This is a genomic window from Streptomyces sp. ERV7 (assembly GCF_001653515.1).
Classification (GTDB): domain Bacteria; phylum Actinomycetota; class Actinomycetes; order Streptomycetales; family Streptomycetaceae; genus Streptomyces.
Window position 1 is genome coordinate 299,108 of the sequence record NZ_LYOY01000029.1, and the last position, 19,794, is coordinate 318,901.

Sequence of the window (19,794 nt, forward strand, 5' to 3'; positions counted from 1 at the left end):
GGCCGGAACTAGCCCTTCGCCGCCTTCTTCTCCTCGGCGTCCTCGATGACCGCCTCCGCGACCTGCTGCATCGACAGCCGGCGGTCCATCGACGTCTTCTGGATCCAGCGGAACGCGGCCGGCTCGGTCAGCCCGTACTGGGTCTGGAGGATCGACTTGGCGCGGTCGACCAGCTTGCGCGTCTCCAGGCGCTGGGAGAGGTCCGCGACCTCCTGCTCCAGCGCCTTCAGCTCGGTGAACCGCGACACCGCCATCTCGATCGCGGGCACCACGTCGCTCTTGGAGAACGGCTTCACCAGGTACGCCATCGCCCCGGCGTCCCGGGCCCGCTCCACCAGGTCGCGCTGCGAGAACGCGGTGAGCATCAGGACGGGCGCGATGGAGTCCTTGGCGATCTGCTCGGCGGCCGAGATGCCGTCCAGGACCGGCATCTTCACATCGAGGATGACCAGGTCGGGGCGGTGCTCCCGGGCGAGGTCGACGGCCGTCTGCCCGTCCCCGGCCTCACCGACGACCGCGTAGCCCTCTTCTTCGAGCATCTCTTTGAGGTCGAGGCGGATGAGGGCCTCGTCCTCGGCGATGACGACACGGGTCGTCAGCGGCGGGACGTGCGACTGGTCGTCGTCGGCGACGGGCTGGGGCGACTCGGGGGCGGTCACGGGGGCTCCTTGTTGCGGGGCAAAGTACTGCTTCCCAAGAGCGTACCCAGCTGCGGTAAGGTGTGGTCACGGCGGGTAGCCGCCTACCTCGTACGGCAGGGGCCCTGGGCCTCAGTGCGGTGTGCCGAGGTAGGGGAACTCCGGCAGCAGGTCCGTGTGCGGGCCGATGTGGTCCGTGGGGACCTTCCCGCCCGAGACCATGGCCAGCCTCGCCGAGGTCACGTCGTCCGTGAGCGTGCGCCCGTTGGGGTACGCGGCCGGCCTGCTCCGGTCGTAGCGCAGGACGTCGGGCAGCACCGTGCGCAGGGCCGCTTCGGCCGACTCCTGCGAGTAGCCGCCGGTGTGCCCGAGGACCGCTGTCCAGGGGGCGCGGTAGGTGTCCCAGTCGTCGGCCGGTTCGCCCGCGTTGTAGGCGTCCTTGACCTCCTCCGCGTTGAAGTAGGCCGTGAGCGAGGGGTGGGCGCCCCGGTCCACCGACGTCAGGCTGCCCCGCTGGTGGACGCTGACACGGGCCCAGACGCCGATCACGGGGTCGGCGCCGAGTTCGGCGTCGGGCACCTCCAGGACGATGCCGAAGACGTTCTTGTCGGCGCCCCAGTCGGTGCCGGTCCACTGGAAGTCCTTGACGATGCCGTCGAGGTCCGCGAAGAAGGGGTCGCTGCGCAGCCCGGCCGAGACCAGGTACTGGCCCGCCTCGGTGACCAGCGGATGGGGGCCGAAGCTGACGGGCGCGTCGGTGAACAGCGGGGTGCCGGCGGCCTCGTGCGCACGGGCCTCGGCGCCGGTGGCCCGGTGGACGGTGAGGGTCTGCTCCCCGTCGTCGGCCGGGTCGGAGAAGGTGAAGCTGTAGGCGATGTCGGCCCGGTGGTCGCCGTCGGTGTCGATGTTGAGGCGGTAGACGGCGTCCGGGTGGAAGGCCCGGCCGCCGGTGGGGGCGATCGGGTTGACGTTCATGATCAGGACGGTGCGGCCGCCGGGGACCGTGAAGGCGAACACGTCCGTCAGGTCGAGGCGCGCGTCGTCCATGGGCGAGCGGAGGTTCGGCCCGCTGAGGTGATGTGACATGGCGTCAGCGTGACGGCGGACCCCGGCCCGGGGCCCCGAGGCCGGGCCGTCGGGTCATCCCTTCGGCCCGGCCGGGTCGCCGGTGCGGGCGACGTACTCAGAGCCTGTCTTCGACCCCCCGTTGTCCGCCCGGAGGGCGCACGCACCGGGCGTCGGGGCGCAGGCGGGGGTTCGAAGACAGGCTCTCAGCCCGTGGGGCTGTCGTCCTCGCCGATGTGGTGGACGCGGACGAGGTTGGTCGAGCCGGGGACCCCGGGCGGGGAGCCCGCCGTGATGACCACGATGTCGCCCCGCCGGCAGCGGCCGATCTTCAGGAGTTGTTCGTCGACCTGGGCGACCATCGCGTCCGTCGACTCCACGTGCGGCCCGAGGAAGGTCTCCACGCCCCAGGTGAGGTTGAGCTGGGAGCGGGTGGCCGGGTCGGGGGTGAAGGCGAGCAGCGGGATCGGCGAGCGGTAGCGGGAGAGCCGCTTGACGGTGTCGCCGGACTGGGTGAAGGCGACGAGGTACTTGGCGTTCAGGAAGTCGCCCATCTCGGCCGCCGCGCGGGCCACCGCGCCGCCCTGGGTGCGGGGCTTGCTGCGTTCGGTGAGCGGCGGCAGGCCCTTGGCCAGCACGTCCTCCTCGGCCGCCTCGACGATCCGGCTCATCGTCCGGACGGTCTCCACCGGGTACTTGCCCACGCTGGTCTCGCCGGAGAGCATCACCGCGTCCGTGCCGTCGATGACCGCGTTGGCCACGTCGCTCGCCTCGGCCCTGGTGGGGCGGGAGTTGTCGATCATCGAGTCGAGCATCTGGGTGGCCACGATGACCGGCTTGGCGTTCCGCTTGGCGAGCTTGATGGCCCGCTTCTGGACGATCGGGACCTGTTCGAGGGGCATTTCGACGCCCAGGTCGCCGCGCGCCACCATGATTCCGTCGAAGGCCGCCACGATGTCGTCGATGCTGTCGACGGCCTGCGGCTTCTCGATCTTGGCGATCACCGGGACGCGGCGGCCCTCCTCGTCCATGACGCGGTGGACGTCCTCGATGTCGCGGCCGCTGCGGACGAAGGAGAGCGCGACGATGTCGGCGCCGGTGCGCAGGGCCCAGCGCAGGTCCTCGACGTCCTTCTCGGAGAGCGCGGGTACGGAGACGGCGACGCCGGGGAGGTTGAGGCCCTTGTGGTCGGAGACCATGCCGCCCTCGACGACCCGGGTACGTACGCGCGGGCCGTCGACGCCGACGACCTCCAGGGCCACCTTGCCGTCGTCGACGAGGATGCGCTCCCCGACGGTGACGTCGCCGGCCAGGCCGGAGTAGGTGGTGCCGCAGGTGTGGCGGTCGCCCTCGACCTTCTCCACGGTGATGGTGAACTCATCGCCGCGTTCAAGCAGTACGGGACCTTCACGGAAACGCCCCAGGCGGATCTTCGGGCCTTGAAGGTCGGCGAGCACTCCGACACTGCGGCCCGTTTCGTCGGACGCCTTGCGCACGCGCTGATAGCGCTCCTCGTGGTCGGCGTACGTGCCGTGGCTGAGGTTGAAGCGGGCGATGTCCATTCCGGCCTCGACCAGTGCCTTGATCTGGTCGTACGTGTCGGTGGCGGGCCCCAGGGTACAGACGATCTTTGCTCGACGCATGCTTCGAGCCTAGGCCTTACCGGCCGGTAGAGAATTGGTCCGGCATGACTACTCAACAACCTTTGCATGAAGGGTTATTGACAACTGTTGAATTGTGCGCCGGGGTGCTCCGATGAGCGGACGGCGCTCTGTCCCGGGCCCGGCGCAAACCCTTGACATGTTCAGGCCTCAACGCTGGAATATGTTCGTTTTCGTTCGACCTCGTTGAATTCGGCGCCACTACACCGACGGAGCCGCACATGTCATCGTTCAGGAAGTTCAGAAAACGGGCCGGTACCGCACTCGCCACGCTCCCGCTGCTGGCCGGCGGCCTGGTCGCCCTCGCCGCCACGGCCGCGCCACCCGCCGCGGCCGTCGACAACGGCCTGGCCCGGACCCCGCAGATGGGGTTCAACAACTGGAACTCCACGCACTGCCGGGCCGAGTTCAACGAGACGATGGTCAAGGGGATCGCCGACACCTTCGTCTCCCAGGGCCTCAAGGACGCCGGGTACACCTACGTCAACCTCGACGACTGCTGGGCGCTGCCGAACCGGGACGCGGGCGGCGATCTCGTCCCCGACCCGGTGCGCTTCCCCCACGGCATCAAGTCCGTCGCCGACTATGTGCACTCCAAGGGCCTGAAGTTCGGCCTCTACTCCAGCGCGGGCACCAAGACCTGCGACGTCCAGGGCTTCCCCGGCGGGCTCGGCCACGAGCAGCAGGACGCCGACCTGTGGGCCTCCTGGGGCGTCGACTACCTCAAGTACGACAACTGCAACAACAGCGGCGTCGACGCCAGACAGCGCTACAAGGCCATGGGCGACGCGTTGACGGCGGCCACCCGCTCCACCGGCCGGCCGATCCTCTACAGCATCTGCGAGTGGGGCTCCAACCAGCCCTGGACCTGGGCCCCGGCGGTCGGCAACTCCTGGCGGACCACCGGCGACATCAGCGACAACTGGTCGAGCATGATCTCCATCGCGCACCAGAACCAGTCGCTGGCGCCGTACGCCGGGCCGGGTGCCTGGAACGACCCCGACATGCTGGAGGTCGGCAACGGCGGGATGACCGACACCGAGTACCGCACCCACTTCAGCCTCTGGTCGCAGATGGCCGCGCCGCTGCTGATCGGCAGCGATCTGCGCACCGCGAGCGCCTCCACGCTCGCCATCCTCAAGAACACCGACGTGATCGCGGTCGACCAGGACCCGCTGGGCAAGCAGGGCACGGTCGTCTCCCAGTCCGGCGGTCTGGTCGTGATGTCCAAGCCGCTGGCCGACGGCGGCCGTTCGGTCACGCTGACCAACGAGAACACCTCGGCCAGGACGGTCTCCACGACCGTGAAGGACATCGGGATCGGCGGGGCGTCCTCGTACGCCCTCAAGGACCTCTGGTCGAAGGCCACCGGTACGACCACCAGCGCCATCAGCGCGTCGGTGCCCGCGCACGGCACGGTCATGCTCCGGGTGACGCCCGGCAGCCCGGTGCCGCCGCCGACCGGTCTGAGCCAGCTCAGCGATCTGCCGTGGACCTCGGCGGTCGGCGGCTGGGGCCCGGTGGAGCGCGACCGCAGCAACGGCGAGCAGTCGGCGGGCGACGGCCGCACCCTGACCATCGGCGGCACGACCTACGCCAAGGGCCTCGGCACGCACGCCCCCAGCGACATCTCGTACTACCTGGGCGGCGGCTGCTCCTCGCTCGGGGTCGACGTGGGCGTCGACGACGAGGCGGCGACCACCGGATCCGTACGGTTCCAGATCTGGCGCGACGGGACGCTGGCCGCCGACAGCGGGGTGCGCACCGCCGCCGATCCGCCCAAGCACCTGAGCGCCGACCTCAAGGGCGGGGCCAAGCTGCGCCTCGTCGTCACCGACGGCGGGAACGGCATCACCTACGACCACGCCGACTGGGCCGACGCCGAACTGGCCTGCGGCAGCGGCCCCTCGGCCGGTGCGCACGCGCTCAGCGACCTGACCTGGGCGTCGGCCACCAACGGGTGGGGGCCGGTGGAGAAGGACCGCAGCAACGCCGAGCAGTCGGCGGGCGACGGCACACCGCTCACCGTCAACGGGACGGTGTACGCGAAGGGCCTCGGCACCCACGCCCCGAGCTCCGTCTCGTACTACCTGGGCGGCAGCTGCTCCGCGCTGACCACGGCGGTGGGGGTGGACGACGAGGTCACCACCAAGGGGTCGGTCGTCTTCCAGATCTGGCGCGACGGGACGCTGGCCGCCGAGAGCGGCAGGATGACGTCGGCGGACGCGGCGCGCTCGCTCAGCGCGGACGTCACGGGGGCGATGGAGGTACGGCTCGTCGTGACGGACGCGGGCGACGGCATCGACTACGACCACGGGGACTGGGCGGGGCCCCGGCTGACCTGCGCGTAGGCGAGCACGGCAGAGCGGTCCCGGGCGGCGAGGCCGTCCGGGACCGCGTGTTTTCTCGTGGTCATCCGATCGAAACCTGCCAGGGGTGTTGCGGATGGCCGGTTCTGCGCCAAAATCCTCTGGACCTTCTACGCGCGTCGCGTATCGACGTCTACGCGCGTAACACACCGTCAGGGAGTGCATCACATGCCGCTGAACCGTAGGACGTTCCTGGGCACCACGGCCGCCGCCGGAGCCGGCGCGGCCATAGCCGGGGGTGTCGCGGCCCCCGCCGAGGCCCACGAGCACGGGCACGGCCACGGGCGTGCGCCCAAGCGGTACTCGTTCAGCGTCATGGGCACCACCGACCTGCACGGCAACGTCTTCAACTGGGACTACTTCACGGACAAGGAGTTCGACGACAAGGCGCACAACGACGTCGGCCTCGCCAAGATCTCCACGCTCGTCGAGCAGGTCCGCAAGGAGAAGGGCCGCCCCAACACCCTGATGATCGACGCGGGTGACACCATCCAGGGCACCCAGCTGTCGTACTACTACGCCAAGGTCGACCCGATCACGGCCAAGCACGGCCCGGTGCACCCGATGGCGCAGGCCATGAACGCCATCGGCTACCACGCCGCCGCCCTCGGCAACCACGAGTTCAACTACGGCATCCCGGTGCTGCGCAAGTTCGAGGAGCAGTGCCGCTTCCCGCTGCTCGGCGCCAACGCGCTGGACGCCAAGACGCTGAAGCCGGCCTTCCCGCCGTACGTCATCAAGCGGCTGCGCACCCCGCACGGGCGGGACGTGCGCGTCGCGATCCTCGGTCTCACCAACCCCGGCATCGCCATCTGGGACAAGGCCAACGTCAGCGGCAAGATGGTCTTCCCGGGCCTTGAGGAGCAGGCCGCGAAGTTCGTGCCCAAGCTGCGCTCGATGGGCGCGGACGTGGTCGTCGTGGCCGCCCACTCGGGCTCCTCGGGCACCTCGTCGTACGGCGACCAGCTGCCCTACATCGAGAACGCGGCCGCGCTCGTGGCCCAGCAGGTGCCGGGGATCGACGCGATCCTGGTCGGGCACGCGCACACGGAGATTCCCGAGTACCGCGTGGCGAACAAGCAGACCGGCAAGGAGGTCGTGCTCTCCGAGCCCCTGAAGTGGGGCCAGCGGCTGACCGTGTTCGACTTCGACCTGGTGTGGGAGAAGGGCCGCTGGACGGTCGAGAAGGCGGGCGCCAAGGTCCTCAACTCCAACACCGCCGCCGAGGACCCGAAGATCGTCCGGCTGCTCTCCGACGAGCACCGGAAGGTCGTGGCGTACGTCAACCAGGTCATCGGCACGTCGAAGGCGGCGATGAGCACCGCCGAGGCGGCCTGGAAGGACGAGCCGATCATCGACCTGATCAACGCCGTCCAGGTGGACACCGTGAAGGCGGCGCTCGCGGGCGGCGCCTACGCGGCCCTGCCGGTCCTCTCGCAGACGCCGTCCAGGTGGACACCGTGAAGGCGGCGCTCGCGGGCGGCGCCTACGCGGCCCTGCCGGTCCTCTCGCAGGCGTCCTGCTTCTCGCGCACGGCCGTCATCCCGGCCGGCCAGGTCACCATCAAGGACGCGGCCGGGCTCTACCCGTTCGAGAACACGCTGGAGGCACGGCTGCTGACGGGCGCCCAGCTCAAGGACTATCTGGAGTTCTCGGCGCGGTACTACGTCCAGACGCCGGCCGGGGCGCCGGTCGACCCGGCGAAGCTGACGAACGCGGACAGCACGCCGGACTACAACTACGACGCGGTGTCGGGGCTGGTGTACGACATCGACATCGCGAAGCCGGCCGGTTCCCGGATCGCGAACCTCACGTTCCAGGGCAAGCCGCTGGACCCGGCGGCGCAGTTCGTGCTCGCCGTCAACAACTACCGCGCCAACGGTGGCGGGAACTTCCCGCACGTCGCCGGGGCGAAGGCGCTGTGGTCGAACTCCGAGGAGATCCGGAACACGATCATCGGCTGGGTGAAGGCGAAGGGGGTCGTCGACCCCGCCGCGTTCGCCTCCGTGGACTGGAAGCTGGTCCGGGACGGGGTCGCCGTCTTCTAGGCCTGTCTCAAGGACAGGCTCTCAGCCCTCCAGGGGGATCAGGCCGCCCGGTGCCTTCGGTGCCGGGCGGGGCTGGTCCTGCTTGGTCAGGCCGAAGGTCGTGAAGGCCGTGCGGGTGGGGAGGGGGTAGGGCTCCTTGTCCGTCAGGGAGTTCAGGATCGCCGCGCTGCGCCAGGCCGCCAGGCCCAGGTCGGGGGCGCCCACCCCGTGGGTGTGCTTCTCGGCGTTCTGGACGTACACCGCGCCGGTGACCGAGCTGTCCAGGACGAGGCGGAAGTCCGCGTCGACGCGCGGGCGTTCGGAGGAGTCCAGGCGCATATAGGGGTCGAGGCCGGACAGCATGCGGGCCAGCGGGCGCTCCCGGTAGCCGGTGGCGAGGATCACCGCGTCGGTGGTCAGCCGGGAGCGCACGCCCTGCTGGGCGTGTTCCAGGTGCAGCTCGACCTTGGTGGTGGCGACCCGGCCCGCCGTACGGACGCTGACCCCGGGGGTGAGGGTCGCGTCGGGCCAGCCGCCCTGCTGGGTGCGGCGGTAGAGCTCTTCGTGGATGGCGGCGATGGTGTCCGCGTCGATGCCCTTGTGGAGCTGCCACTGGCGGGGCACCAGCTCGTCGCGGACCGGCTCGGCCAGGGCGTGGAAGTAGCGGGTGTAGTCGGGGGTGAAGTGCTCAAGGCCCAGTTTCGAGTACTCCATCGGCGCGAAGGTCTCGGTGCGGGCCAGCCAGGTGATCCGCTCGCGGCCCGCCGGGCGGTTGCGCAGCAGGTCGAGGAAGACCTCGGCGCCGGACTGTCCCGAGCCGACGACGGTGATGTGGTCGGCGGCGAGGAAGCGCTCGCGGTGGTCGAGGTAGTCGGCCGAGTGGATCACCGGGACGGCGGGCGCGTCCGCGAGCGGCTTGAGCGGCTCGGGAACGTAGGGCTCGGTGCCCACGCCCAGGACCAGGTTGCGGGCGAAGGCGCGGCCCAGCGCCTCGGCCTGGCCGTGGATGTCGAGCTGGGTGAAGTCGACCTCGAACAGCTCCCGTTCGGCGTTCCAGCGCACCGCGTCCACCTGGTGCCCGAAGTGCATTCCGGGGAGGTTCTCGCTGACCCAGCGGCAGTACGCGTCGTACTCGGTGCGCTGGATGTGGAAGCGCTCGGCGAAGTAGAACGGGAAGAGCCGCTCGCGGTGGCGCAGATAGTTGAGGAACGACCAGGGGCTGGCGGGGTCGGCGAGGGTCACGAGGTCGGCCAGGAACGGGACTTGGAGGGTGGCGCCCTCGATGAGCAGGCCCGGGTGCCAGTGGAAGGCGCGGCGCTGTTCGTAGAAGGCGGTGGAGAGCCCGCCGGGCACACCGTGGGCGAGGGCGGCGAGCGAGAGGTTGAACGGGCCCACGCCGATGCCCACCAGGTCGTGCGGGCGGTCGATGTCTTGGGCGGGTGCCGGTGCGGTCATCGCGGGGTGCTGCCTTCCACGGTCTTGAGGAGCTGTGCCAGGTCGCCGGTGGTGGTGTGGGGGTTGAGCAGGGTGGCCTTGAGCCAGAGGCGCCCGTCGGCGCGGGCCCTGCCGAGGACCGCCCGGCCCTCGGTGAGCAGGGCGCGACGGATCCCGGCGACCTCGTCGTCGGTGGCGCCCGTCGGGCGGAACAGGACGGTGGAGATCGCGGGGCGCTCGTACAGGTCGAGGTGCGGGTGTTCCTCGACGAGGTCCGCGAAGGTCCGCGCGAGGGCGACCGTGCGGTCGACGAGGGCGGCGAGGCCGGTGCGGCCGAGGGCGCGGAGCGTGACGGCGATCTTCAGTACGTCCGGTCTGCGGGTGGTCCGCAGGGAGCGCCCGAGGAGGTCGGGCAGGCCCGCTTCGGTGTCGTCGTCGGCGTTGAGGTAGTCGGCGGTGTGCGCGAGCGGGGCGAGGCGGGCCGGGTCGGGGACCGCGAGCAGCCCGGCGGCGACCGGCTGCCAGCCGAGTTTGTGCAGGTCGAGCGTGACGGACTGGGCGTGTTCCAGGCCGCGCAGCTTGGCGCGGTGGGTGTCGCTGAAGATCAGCGGTCCGCCGTACGCGGCGTCGACGTGCAGCTCGGCGCCGTGCCGGGCGCACAGGGCGGCGATCTCGGGGAGCGGGTCGACGGCGCCCGAGTCGGTGGTGCCCGCGGTGGCGGCGACCAGGACGGGGCGGTGCAGATCGGTGAGGGCTTCGTCGAGGGCGGCGAGGTCGAGGGTGCCGGAGGGGGCGGGGACGGTGACCGGCTCGGGCAGGCCCAGGAGCCAGGCGGCGCGGGAGAGCGAGTGGTGGGCGTTGGCGCCCTGGGCGAGCTGGACGGAGCCGTGCCGTTCACGGGCCAGCAGAAGGGCGAGCTGATTGGACTCGGTGCCGCCGCTGGTGACGAGCGCGTCGCCGCCGGGCCAGAACTCGGCGGCCAGCGCCCGGGTGACGAGGGCTTCGAGCTCGGCCGCGGCGGGGGCCTGGTCCCAGGAGTCGAGCGAGGGGTTGAGGGCGCAGGCGGCGAGGTCGGCGGCCGCGGCGAGGGCCAGCGGCGGGGTGTGCAGATGGGCGGCGCAGCGCGGGTCGGCGGGGTCGGCCGCACCCTCCGCCAGGGTTCGGACGAGGGTGGTCAGCGCCTCCTCGGCGCCGGTTCCCCGTAACGGGAACGCCTCCCCGACCGCGGCCCCGACCCGGACGGCCACCGCCTCGGGGCCGCCGTGCGGCAGGGGGCCGCCCCGGGCCACCGCACCGTCGCGCAGCGCGTCCAGGACGACGCCGAGGAGGGGGTGCAGGGCGGAGGGGCCGGTGGCGGGCGCCCTGGGACTGACCACCCCGGGTGCCCGCGGGCTGGCCGGCACGGCCGCCCTGGGACTGACCGGAGCGGGCACCCTGGGACTGACCCGTGCGGGCACCCTGCGGCTGGGCCGCGCGGCCCGACGACGTGCGGCCGGCGCCGGAGCGCGAACCCCGGCTACGGGGACGGCTGCCGCCCGACGGCTGCGCCGGCGCGGGAACCTCGATCACGACCGGGACGCCCGACGGCTCGCGCGCCCCCGTGACCCGTACCAGCTCCTCGTCGCTCGACTTCACCGCGGCCGTCCGCGGACGGATCCCCGCGAAGGTCATCAGACGGGTCATCTCGCGCTTCTGCTCCGGCAGGACCAGCGTGACGACGCTGCCCGACTCACCCGCACGGGCCGTACGGCCACCGCGGTGGAGGTAGTCCTTGTGGTCGGTCGGCGGGTCGACGTTGACGACCAGGTCGAGGTCGTCGACGTGGATGCCGCGCGCCGCCACGTTCGTCGCGACGAGCGCGGTGACCTGGCCGTTCTTGAACTGCTCCAGGGTGCGGTTGCGCTGCGGCTGGGAGCGGCCGCCGTGCAGGCCCGCCGCCCGGACACCGCTCGCGAGCAGCCGCTTGACCAGCCGGTCCACCGAGCGCTTGGTGTCCAGGAACATGATCACCCGGCCGTCGCGGGCGGCGATCCGCGCGGTGACGGCCTTCTTGTCGGTCTCGTCCTGGATGTAGAGGACGTGGTGCTCCATCGTCGTCACCGCGCCCGCCGACGGGTCCACGGAGTGGACGACCGGGTCGGTGAGGAACATCCGGACCAGACGGTCGATGTTCTTGTCCAGGGTGGCGGAGAACAGCATGCGCTGGCCGCCCGGCTCGACCTGCTTCAGCAGCGCCGTGACCTGCGGCATGAAGCCCATGTCGGCCATCTGGTCGGCCTCGTCGAGCACCGTCGTACGCACCTGGCCGAGCACGCAGTCGCCGCGCTCTATGAGGTCCTTGAGGCGGCCGGGCGTCGCCACGAGCACCTCGGCGCCGCGCCGCAGCGCGTTCGCCTGCTTGGTGAGCGAGAGCCCGCCCACGACCGTGGTCAGCCGCAAGTTGACGGCAGTGGCGTACGGGGTGAGCGCGTCGGTGACCTGCTGGGCCAGCTCGCGCGTCGGTACGAGCACCATGGCGAGCGGCGCCTTCGGCTCGGCGCGGAGGCCTGCCGTACGGGCGAGGAGCGCGAGGCCGAAGGCGAGGGTCTTGCCCGAGCCCGTGCGGCCCCGGCCGAGGATGTCGCGCCCCGCGAGCGAGTTCGGCAGCGTCGCGGCCTGGATCGGGAACGGCTCGGTCACCCCCTGCGCGGCCAGCGTCTTGAGGAGCGCCGCGGGCATGTCGAGGTCGGCGAACGCCGCCACCGCGGGCAGTGCGGGCGTGACCGTCTCCGGCAACGTGAATTCGCCCTGCGGCTGCACGGTCCGGCCGCGCGCGGAATTCGCGGCAGGCTTGGCGGAGCTGGAGGTGGAGCGCTTGCGGGGGTTCATACGCGTCATACGGAAATTGCCTTCCTGGGCCCGGTGGACGGACAGCACGCAAGCCGGGACCCGCACCTGCGCGGTGCGGGCCCCGGCTCGGGATTCGCCGAAGATCAGGCGGGGAGGATGTTCTCCGCCTGCAGGCCCTTCTGGCCCTGGGTGACCTCGAAGGAGACCTTCTGGCCCTCGAGGAGCTCACGGAAGCCGGAGGAGGCGATGTTCGAGTAGTGGGCGAAGACGTCCGGGCCGCCGCCGTCCTGCTCGATGAAGCCGAAGCCCTTTTCCGAGTTGAACCACTTCACGGTGCCAGTAGCCATGTCATTCTCCTGAATAGGTAGGGGCCCCATCCGGAGAAAGCCGGAAAAACAATCATGCGCCTGAGGAACATTCCCGTCAGGCGCACATAAAGTCTATGGGTACCAAAACTGCAACGGGGAAACTGTACCACGTCAGCCCGCCCGGGTCCGGGGCGGCCGTGTGGGCCGCGCCACTCCCCCGCGCCTGCTCAGAGCCTTTCGATCACGGTCACGTTCGCCTGGCCGCCGCCCTCGCACATCGTCTGGAGGCCGTAGCGGCCGCCCGTGCGCTCCAGCTCGTGCAGCAGCGTCGTCATCAGCCGTACACCGGTGGCCCCCAGCGGGTGGCCGAGGGCGATGGCGCCCCCGTTGACGTTGACCCTCGCCGGGTCCGCGCCGGTCTCCTTCAGCCAGGCGAGCACCACCGGCGCGAAGGCCTCGTTGATCTCGACCAGGTCGATCGCGTCGATCGTCAGGCCGGTCCTCTTGAGCGCGTACGCCGTCGCCGGGATCGGCGCCGAGAGCATCCGTATGGGGTCCTCGCCGCGTACCGAGAGGTGGTGGATCCGGGCGCGCGGGGTGAGTCCGTGCTCCCGGACGGCCCGCTCGCTCGCGAGGAGCATCGCGGCGGCGCCGTCGGAGACCTGGGAGGAGCACGCGGCGGTGATCGTGCCGCCCTCGACGACCGGCCGCAGGGCGGCCATCTTCTCGGCGCTCGTGTCGCGGCGCGGCCCCTCGTCGGCGCGCACCTCTCCGTACGGCACGGTCTCGCGTACGAAACGGCCCTCGTCGAGGGCCCGGATCGCGCGGCGGTGCGAGCGGAGCGCGAACTCCTCCTGGTCCTCGCGGCCGATCCCCCACTTGCGGGCGATGAGCTCGGCGCCGTGGAACTGGTTGACCGGCTGGTCCCCGTACCGCGCCCGCCAGCCGGCCGAGCCGGCGAACGGGCCCCCGGTCAGACCGAGCGGCTCGGCCGCCTGCCGGGAGGCGAAGGCGATCGGGATCATCGACATGTTCTGGGTGCCGCCCGCGACCACCAGGTCCTGGGTGCCGGAGAGCACGCCCTGCGCGGCGAAGTGCACGGCCTGCTGGGAGGAGCCGCACTGGCGGTCGACGGTGACGCCCGGCACCTCCTGCGGCAGCCCGGCCGCCAGCCAGGCGGTGCGCGCGATGTCCCCGGCCTGCGGCCCGACCGCGTCCAGACAGCCGAAGACGACGTCCTCTACGGCGGCCGGGTCGATCCCCGAGCGCTCGACGAGCGCGGTGAGCACATGCGCGCCCAGGTCCGCCGGATGGACCCCGGCGAGCCCGCCTCCGCGCCGCCCCACCGGGGTGCGCACCGCTTCGACCACGTATGCCTCGGCCATTCCCCACGCTCCTTCGCGCGTCAGCGGATCACTCTCGTACGGCGATTCCGTCCAGGACCATCGACAGGTACTGGCGGGCGATCTCCTCGGGGCTGTGCTGTCCGCCGGGCCGGTACCAGGACGCGGCCACCCACACCGTGTCGCGGACGAACCGGTAGGTGAGCCGGACGTCCAGGTCCGCCCGGAACGCCTTGGCCTCCACCCCGCGCTCCAGGGTCCCCAGCCACGCCTGCTCGAACCTGCGCTGCGAGTCGGCGAGGTAGCCGAAGCGCGGCAGCTCGGTGAGGTGCCGGGACTCCTTCTGGTAGATCGCGACGGCGGCCCGGTGCCGGTCGATCTCCCGGAAGGACTCGGTGACCAGGGCCTCGATGGTCGCGCGCGGCCCGAGCCCGGCCGCGAGCACGGCGTCGTACCCCTCCCACAGCTCGGTCAGGAAGGTGGAGAGGATCTCGTCGAGCATCGATTCCTTGGAATCGAAGTGGTAGTAGAGGCTCCCCGCGAGCATGCCCGCCTCGTCGGCGATCCTGCGGACGGTGGTGGCGTTGTAGCCCTGGGCGGCGAACACCTCGGCCGCGGTGGCGAGGAGTTCTCCGCGCCGCTCGGGCACGGCGGTCACCTGCTGCTTCTTGTTCTTCGGCACGGGGCCATTGTCGTCCTGCCCGGCGCTAGGGGTGCTGGCTGCTGACGGCGACGGTTTCCCCGGTCATGTACGAGGAGTAGTCGCTGGCCAGGAAGACGATGACGTTGGCCACCTCCCAGGGCTCGGCACAGCGCCCGAAGGCCTCCCGTGCGGCGAGTTCGTCGAGCAGCTCGGCGGTGGTGACCTTGGCGAGGTGGGGGTGCAGGGCGAGGGACGGGGAGACCGCGTTGACCCGTACGCCGTGGGCGGCCGCCTCGATCGCCGCGCAGCGGGTGAGCGCCATGACGCCCGCCTTGGCGGCGGCGTAGTGGGCCTGCCCGGCCTGGGCGCGCCAGCCGACGACGGACGCGTTGTTGACGATCACTCCGCCGCGGCCGTCCGACCGGTAGGCGCGCAGGGCGGCCCGGGTGCAGCGGAAGGTGCCGCCCAGGGTGACGTCGAGGACGCGGTCCCACTGCTCGTCGCTCATGTCGGCCAGTTCGGCGGTGCCGCCGAGGCCCGCGTTGTTGACGACGACGTCGAGGCGGCCGTGGAGCCGTACCGCCTCGGCGAAGAGCGCGCGCACCTGGGAGTCGTCGGTGACGTCGCAGGACCGCGCGGCCACGGCGCCGGTGCCGAACTCGGCCGTGAGGGCCTCCTCGGTCTCCTTGAGCCTGCGCGTGTGCGCGTCGCTGATCAGCACCCGCGCGCCCTCCTCCAGGAACCGGCGGGCGGTCGCGCCGCCGATCCCGGCCCCGGCGGCGGCGGTGACGACGGCGGTGCGGCCGTCGAGGAGGCCGTGCCCGGGCACATACGGAACCTTGTTGTCGGTCACGTCCGCAGGCTAACCTACCAAACACTTGTTAGGGAACGATCGCGCAGGACGGTCGGTCGCGAAGGGGCGGGCCCCGCAATGGACTTGGACCACACGGCCGAGGAGGACGCCTTCCGCGCCGAGGCGCGCGACTGGCTCGCGGCGCGTGTGCCGGCGGCGCCACTGCCCTCCCTGGAGACGGCGGAGGGCTTCGCCGCGCACCGGGAGTGGGAGGCCGAGCTGTACGCGGGGCGGTGGTCGGCCGTCTCCTGGCCCGAGCGGTTCGGGGGGCGGGGCGCCGACATCTTCCGGTGGCTGGCCTTCGAGGAGGAGTACTGGGCGGCGGGCGCGCCCGGCCGGGTCTCCCAGAACGGCATCAGCCTGCTCGCGCCGACGCTCTTCGACCACGGCAGCGAGGAGCAGCGGACCCGGGTGCTGCCGGACATGGCGAGCGGCGCGGTGGTGTGGGCGCAGGCCTGGTCGGAGCCGGAGGCCGGGTCCGACCTGGCGTCGCTGCGGTCGCGGGCCGTGCGCACGGACGGGGGCTGGCTGCTGTCGGGCCAGAAGACATGGTCCTCGCGGGCCGCGTTCGCCGACCGCGCCTTCGGCATCTTCCGTACGGACCCGGCGGCGGCCCGGCCGCACCAGGGCCTGACGTATCTGATGTTCGACCTGCGGGCTCCCGGGGTGACCGTCCGCCCGATCGGCCGGCTCGACGGGAAACCTGCGTTCGCGGAGCTGTTCCTGGACGAGGTGTTCGTCCCCGACGAGGACGTCATCGGGGAGCCGGGGCAGGGCTGGCGCATCGCGATGTCCACGACCGGCAACGAGCGCGGGCTCACCCTGCGCTCCCCCGGCCGCTTCCTGGCCGCCGCCGACCGGCTGGTGCGGCTGTGGCGCGAGCACGGCGAGGACCGGGGGCTCCGCGACCGGGTGGCGGACGCGGTGATCGGGGCGCGGGCCTATCAGCTGTTCACCTGCGCGGGCGCGTCCCGCTTCGCGGCGGGCGAGGCGATGGGGGCGGAGTCGAGCCTGAACAAGCTGTTCTGGTCGGAGTACGACATCGCGCTGCACGAGACGGCGCTGGAAGTACTGGGCGCGGAGGGCGAGTTGCCGGACACCGGCGGCGGCTGGGCCGAGGGCTATGTCTTCGCGCTCGCCGGGCCCGTGTACGCCGGTACGAACGAGATCCAGCGCGACATCGCCGCCGAGCGTCTGCTCGGCCTCCCGAAGGGCCGACCCCGATGAGGTTTCTGCCGACCGCCGAGCAGCGCGACTTCGCCCGTTCCCTGGACGCGCTCCTGACCGCCTCGGACACCCCCTCGGCGGTACGGTCCTGGGCGGCCGGGGACCACGGGCCCGGCCGGGCGCTGTGGGCGCGGCTCGCCGGGGCCGGGGTGTTCGCGCTCGCGGCGCCGGAGGAGCACGGCGGGGGGCCGGTCCCCTCCTCACCGAGGCGGTCGGGTGCGCCGTCCGCTGGGCCCGGCTCGCGGCGGCGGCGCAGGCGGTCGGGGTGGCCGAGGAACTGTTGCGCGGGACCGTCGCGTACGTGAAGCAGCGCACCCAGTTCGGGGTGCCGATCGGCTCGTTCCAGGCGGTCAAGCACCGGCTCGCGGACACGCTGCTCGCGGTGGAGTTCGCGCGGCCGCTGGTGTACGGGGCGGCGCTCACCCTCGCCCCCGGCGACCTCGCGGCGGCGAAGGCGGCGGCGGGCGAGGCGGCGTACACGGCGGCCCGTGCCGCGCTCCAGCTGCACGGGGCGATCGGCTACACCGAGGAGCTGGACCTCTCGCTCTGGCTGCGCAAGGCGCGCCCGCTGCGCGACGCCTGGGGCACCCCGGCGGCGTGCCGGGCGGAGGTCCTGGCCGCGTACCCCTAGGGCCTGTCCTCCCTCGGCGGCTCGGTCCCGCCGCCCCGCCGGATGGTGCGCAGGGCGGCACCGGGACGCCAGGCGCGCATGACCATCTCCTCCCGTTCCTTGTCGATGCCCGTGTGGACCACCTCGGTGAGCTCCGCCCGGAAGAGCAGGAACGGCTCGGGCGGATGCACCTCACCCGCGTACCGGGCGAGCTCCCCCGGGTCGACCACCTCCACCGCCCACCCGCTGATCCGGACATCCCCGTCGGCCATCTCCGCGTCGGGCCCGGGATTGGCCTGGAGCGAGAAGCGCGGGTCGCGCCGCAGGTCGTACGCCTTACGGGAGCCGGGCATCATCCCGAGCCACAACTCCCCGCCCTGGATCTGAACCTCAAGCCCGGTGACCCGGGGGCCGCCGTCCGCACGAAGGGTCGCGAGAACGTGATGCTTGTACAGAAGGAAACGCTCGCGCACGATCCCCGCGAACGCCGGCTCAACGGCCTCGAACTCTTCCCAGCGAAATCTCTGCGGTGCCATGCGCCCATCAAAACGCGAATACCCGACATCTTCTGTCTGGATTACCGCAGCCTGTGCGAGCGAACCAGCCACATGGCGCTCACCGCACGATCCCCCGCCCCCGCGCCGCCCGCAGCCAGTGCGGGAACTCCCCGAGGAGGCGGTCGTAGAGCTCCGCGTCCGTCACCCGGCGCGGGTCGGCGCCGGCGTGGAAGAAGCCGGCGTTGTCGACGGGGCGGAACTCCGGGACGGCCAGCTCGTCGAGCCGGCGCAGGAAGTCGAACTGGCGGCTGCCGGGATCGCCGAAGCCGATGAACTGCCAGAACATCGGCAGCCCGGCGGCCTTGCAGACATAGCGCTCGGCGGCGAACTTGCTGCTCGGGCCGCCGTCGGTCTGGAAGACGACGAGCGCGGGGGCGGTGGCGCCGCTCTCCAGGTAGTGGTCGATCACCGCGTCCATCGCCAGGTGGTAGTTGGTCCTCCCCATATGGCCCAGGTTGGCGACGATGCGCTCGATCCGGCCGTGGTGGTTCTCGATGCCGATCTCGGCCTGGGCGTCGATGTCCGTGGAGAAGAAGAAGACGGGGACGCGGCCGTCGTCGTCGAGGTGCGCGGAGAGGCCCAGTACCCGGTCGGCGAGCGCCTGCACGCTGCCGTCCTTGAAGTAGCGGCGCATCGAGCCCGAGTAGTCGACGACCAGATAGACCGCGGCCTCCTCGTCCACCAGGCCGTGGTGTTCCAGCGAGACGGCGGCGGCCTTGTAGAGGGAGACGAGCGTGGGCGCCGTCTGCTCGACCTTCCGCAGGGACATCGCTGCCATGCTGCTCGTCTCCGTTCACGGAACCCCTGGGCGTACGGCGGAAGAGCAGAGCGTACGCCAGGGTGCACGGCAGCGACCCCGCTACGCGGACGTCTGGTCCTGGAAGGACGGCAGGGTGAAGATGCGTTCCTTCGACGCGTCGTCCATCAACTCGACCAGGGGCAGTACCAGTTCCCACAGGTCGCGTTTGTCGACCTCGCGGGCGAGGGCGTCCAGGTCGTCGTCGGTGAGGGTGGCCGCGGAGGTCGCGATCGTCCGGCGGGACTCGGTGGGGAGGAGTTCGACCAGGGGGAGGAAGTCGGCCCACAGGCCCGTCGTCACCACTGCCGGGACGATTCCCGTCAGGATCTCGGGGTCGCGCAGGGACGGGAGGAGCGCGACCGAGCGGCGGTCGTCCTCGGAGAGGAGGGCCACCAGGGGGAGCAGGGACTCCCACAGGTCCTGGGCGGCCACCGTCCGTACGAGTGCGTCGAGCTGTTCCGGGGGCCGGCGGGCCGCGAGGGTGGCGATGCGGGTGCGCCGGTCGCCCGTCACCAGGGCCGCGACCGCCAGTGCCTCGGGCCACAGACCGTCCGCCGCCGACGCCACGACCCGCGCGAGGCGCTCCTCGCCCATCAAATCCAGGATGCGGCCCAGCTGTTGGGGCTCGTCGATCACGCTTCCGGTCCTCAGCACCACCGCGTCCTCCACCTGCGGCAGGATCCGCTCCAGCGCCGAGTCGCGCAGATGGCCCACGAAGCGGCCCATGGTGAGGTGGTCGCCGCGTTCGGCGAGGGCGACGGAGACGCGCACGAGGAGGTTCTCGTCGAGGCGGTCCACGATGCCGGGGATGCGGCGCGGGTCGAGGTGCGCGCAGGACTCGGCGGTGAAGGCGACCGGCAGCTTCTCGATGATGTCGGCGGCCCTGGCCGGCTCCAGCTTGCCCGCGACGGCGGCCGCGAGCCGCGGCCCGAGCGCCTTCTGGGAGATCGCGGCGGCGACCCCGGCGGGCACCAGTTTGGTGGCGCGGGCGATCCGGTCGAGCATCTCCGGCGTGCCGTCGAACAGCGCGGCCACGGTCTGCTCGCGCAGCCGCCGCAGGTCGTCGGCGGGGAGCGGACCCAGGAAGGCGAGTTCACCGGGGTCGCGGCCGAGCAGGCGGGCGATCTTCTCCGTCTCGGCGCGGCCGAGCAGCTTGTCCATGGCGGTCACCCGGCTCACTTGAAGAGGATGCGGCGGACGGGACCCCGGGCGAGCGCCGGGACGAGCTTGAGCGCCTCCTCGGCGGCCTCACCGAGACCGGCGGCCCGCGAAGCGCGTTCCTCCCGCAACGCCGCGGCCAGCAGCCCCAGTTGGCCTCCCGTCAGGCCCGCCAGGCTCTCCGGTGGCGGCGACCCCAGCTCCGTACCCAGTCGTGACAGCGCTTCGGTGCTCACGGAAACCTCCCGGCGACGGAGACGGCGGCAGACACGG

15 protein-coding genes and 3 pseudogenes are annotated in these 19,794 nt (G+C 71.8%); 4 read left to right on the forward strand and 14 right to left on the reverse strand.

Features of this window, described 5'->3' with window-relative positions; all coding sequences use genetic code 11:
* Positions 1-8: 8 nt before the first annotated feature.
* From A8W25_RS07660 to pyk, 3 genes are all read right to left on the reverse strand, one after another.
* Positions 9-659, reverse strand: a complete 651-nt coding sequence (locus A8W25_RS07660; protein ID WP_067157946.1) for an ANTAR domain-containing response regulator — start codon at positions 657-659, stop codon at positions 9-11.
* Between the two features lie 111 nt (positions 660-770).
* A complete protein-coding gene (locus A8W25_RS07665) occupies positions 771-1,724 on the reverse strand; it encodes a DUF4331 family protein (RefSeq protein ID WP_067157949.1) in 954 nt (317 codons plus the stop codon).
* A 185-nt stretch (positions 1,725-1,909) separates the two neighbouring features.
* Complete coding sequence (gene pyk / locus A8W25_RS07670) at positions 1,910-3,346, reverse strand: pyruvate kinase (protein WP_067157952.1); 1,437 nt, start codon at positions 3,344-3,346, stop codon at positions 1,910-1,912.
* A 239-nt stretch (positions 3,347-3,585) separates the two neighbouring features.
* Here pyk and A8W25_RS07675 point away from each other — a divergent pair, with 239 nt between their 5' ends.
* Together A8W25_RS07675 and A8W25_RS07680 are read left to right on the forward strand one after the other, a co-directional pair.
* Positions 3,586-5,715 (forward strand): NPCBM/NEW2 domain-containing protein, encoded by a 2,130-nt coding sequence (locus tag A8W25_RS07675; protein ID WP_067157955.1) that lies wholly within the window; start codon positions 3,586-3,588, stop codon positions 5,713-5,715.
* Between the two features lie 186 nt (positions 5,716-5,901).
* Positions 5,902-7,781: pseudogene (locus tag A8W25_RS07680) on the forward strand (bifunctional metallophosphatase/5'-nucleotidase).
* A gap of 21 nt (positions 7,782-7,802) precedes the next feature.
* On the opposite strand, the gene A8W25_RS07685 reads toward A8W25_RS07680, so the two are convergent.
* From A8W25_RS07685 to A8W25_RS07725, 7 genes and pseudogenes are all read right to left on the reverse strand, one after another.
* On the reverse strand, positions 7,803-9,215 hold the full coding sequence (locus tag A8W25_RS07685) for a lysine N(6)-hydroxylase/L-ornithine N(5)-oxygenase family protein (RefSeq protein ID WP_067157958.1): 1,413 nt from the start codon (positions 9,213-9,215) through the stop codon (positions 7,803-7,805).
* The gene (locus A8W25_RS07690) at positions 9,212-10,597 is read right to left on the reverse strand and encodes an aminotransferase class V-fold PLP-dependent enzyme (protein WP_079125883.1); all 1,386 of its coding nucleotides are present in this window, start codon (positions 10,595-10,597) and stop codon (positions 9,212-9,214) included. Before A8W25_RS07690 ends, A8W25_RS07685 begins: the two co-directional genes overlap by 4 nt.
* A gap of 93 nt (positions 10,598-10,690) precedes the next feature.
* A pseudogene (locus A8W25_RS32060) lies at positions 10,691-12,062 on the reverse strand (DEAD/DEAH box helicase); the annotation flags it as partial.
* A 104-nt stretch (positions 12,063-12,166) separates the two neighbouring features.
* Entirely contained in the window at positions 12,167-12,370 is a 204-nt protein-coding gene (locus A8W25_RS07710) for a cold-shock protein (protein WP_053727847.1), read from the reverse strand.
* A gap of 188 nt (positions 12,371-12,558) precedes the next feature.
* On the reverse strand, positions 12,559-13,716 hold the full coding sequence (locus A8W25_RS07715; protein WP_067157971.1) for an acetyl-CoA C-acetyltransferase: 1,158 nt from the start codon (positions 13,714-13,716) through the stop codon (positions 12,559-12,561).
* A 28-nt stretch (positions 13,717-13,744) separates the two neighbouring features.
* Positions 13,745-14,356 (reverse strand): TetR/AcrR family transcriptional regulator, encoded by a 612-nt coding sequence (locus A8W25_RS07720; RefSeq protein ID WP_067157974.1) that lies wholly within the window; start codon positions 14,354-14,356, stop codon positions 13,745-13,747.
* Between the two features lie 25 nt (positions 14,357-14,381).
* Positions 14,382-15,170, reverse strand: coding sequence for an SDR family oxidoreductase (locus A8W25_RS07725; protein ID WP_067157977.1), 789 nt, complete (start codon positions 15,168-15,170; stop codon positions 14,382-14,384).
* Between the two features lie 78 nt (positions 15,171-15,248).
* Between A8W25_RS07725 and A8W25_RS07730 the strand changes: the two genes are divergently transcribed.
* A complete protein-coding gene (locus tag A8W25_RS07730) occupies positions 15,249-16,397 on the forward strand; it encodes an acyl-CoA dehydrogenase family protein (RefSeq protein ID WP_067157980.1) in 1,149 nt (382 codons plus the stop codon).
* A pseudogene (locus A8W25_RS07735) lies at positions 16,394-17,028 on the forward strand (acyl-CoA dehydrogenase family protein). Before A8W25_RS07730 ends, A8W25_RS07735 begins: the two are co-directional and overlap by 4 nt.
* On the opposite strand, the gene A8W25_RS07740 reads toward A8W25_RS07735, so the two are convergent.
* The 4 genes from A8W25_RS07740 to A8W25_RS07755 all read right to left on the reverse strand — a co-directional run bounded on the left by A8W25_RS07740 (position 17,025) and on the right by A8W25_RS07755 (position 19,757).
* Positions 17,025-17,543, reverse strand: a complete 519-nt coding sequence (locus A8W25_RS07740) for a pyridoxamine 5'-phosphate oxidase family protein (protein ID WP_067157983.1) — start codon at positions 17,541-17,543, stop codon at positions 17,025-17,027. The pseudogene A8W25_RS07735 and the gene A8W25_RS07740 sit on opposite strands and share 4 nt — an antisense overlap.
* A gap of 79 nt (positions 17,544-17,622) precedes the next feature.
* Positions 17,623-18,342 carry a VWA domain-containing protein gene (locus A8W25_RS07745; RefSeq protein ID WP_067157986.1) on the reverse strand — a complete coding sequence of 240 codons (720 nt, stop codon included), beginning with the start codon at positions 18,340-18,342 and terminating at the stop codon, positions 17,623-17,625.
* Positions 18,343-18,423: 81 nt separating this feature from the next.
* Positions 18,424-19,542: a hypothetical protein gene (locus tag A8W25_RS07750; RefSeq protein WP_234386319.1), complete on the reverse strand. Its 1,119-nt coding sequence runs from the start codon at positions 19,540-19,542 to the stop codon at positions 18,424-18,426.
* Complete coding sequence (locus A8W25_RS07755; protein ID WP_067157989.1) at positions 19,539-19,757, reverse strand: hypothetical protein; 219 nt, start codon at positions 19,755-19,757, stop codon at positions 19,539-19,541. The genes A8W25_RS07750 and A8W25_RS07755 overlap by 4 nt, the downstream gene beginning before the upstream one ends.
* Positions 19,758-19,794 lie beyond the last annotated feature (37 nt).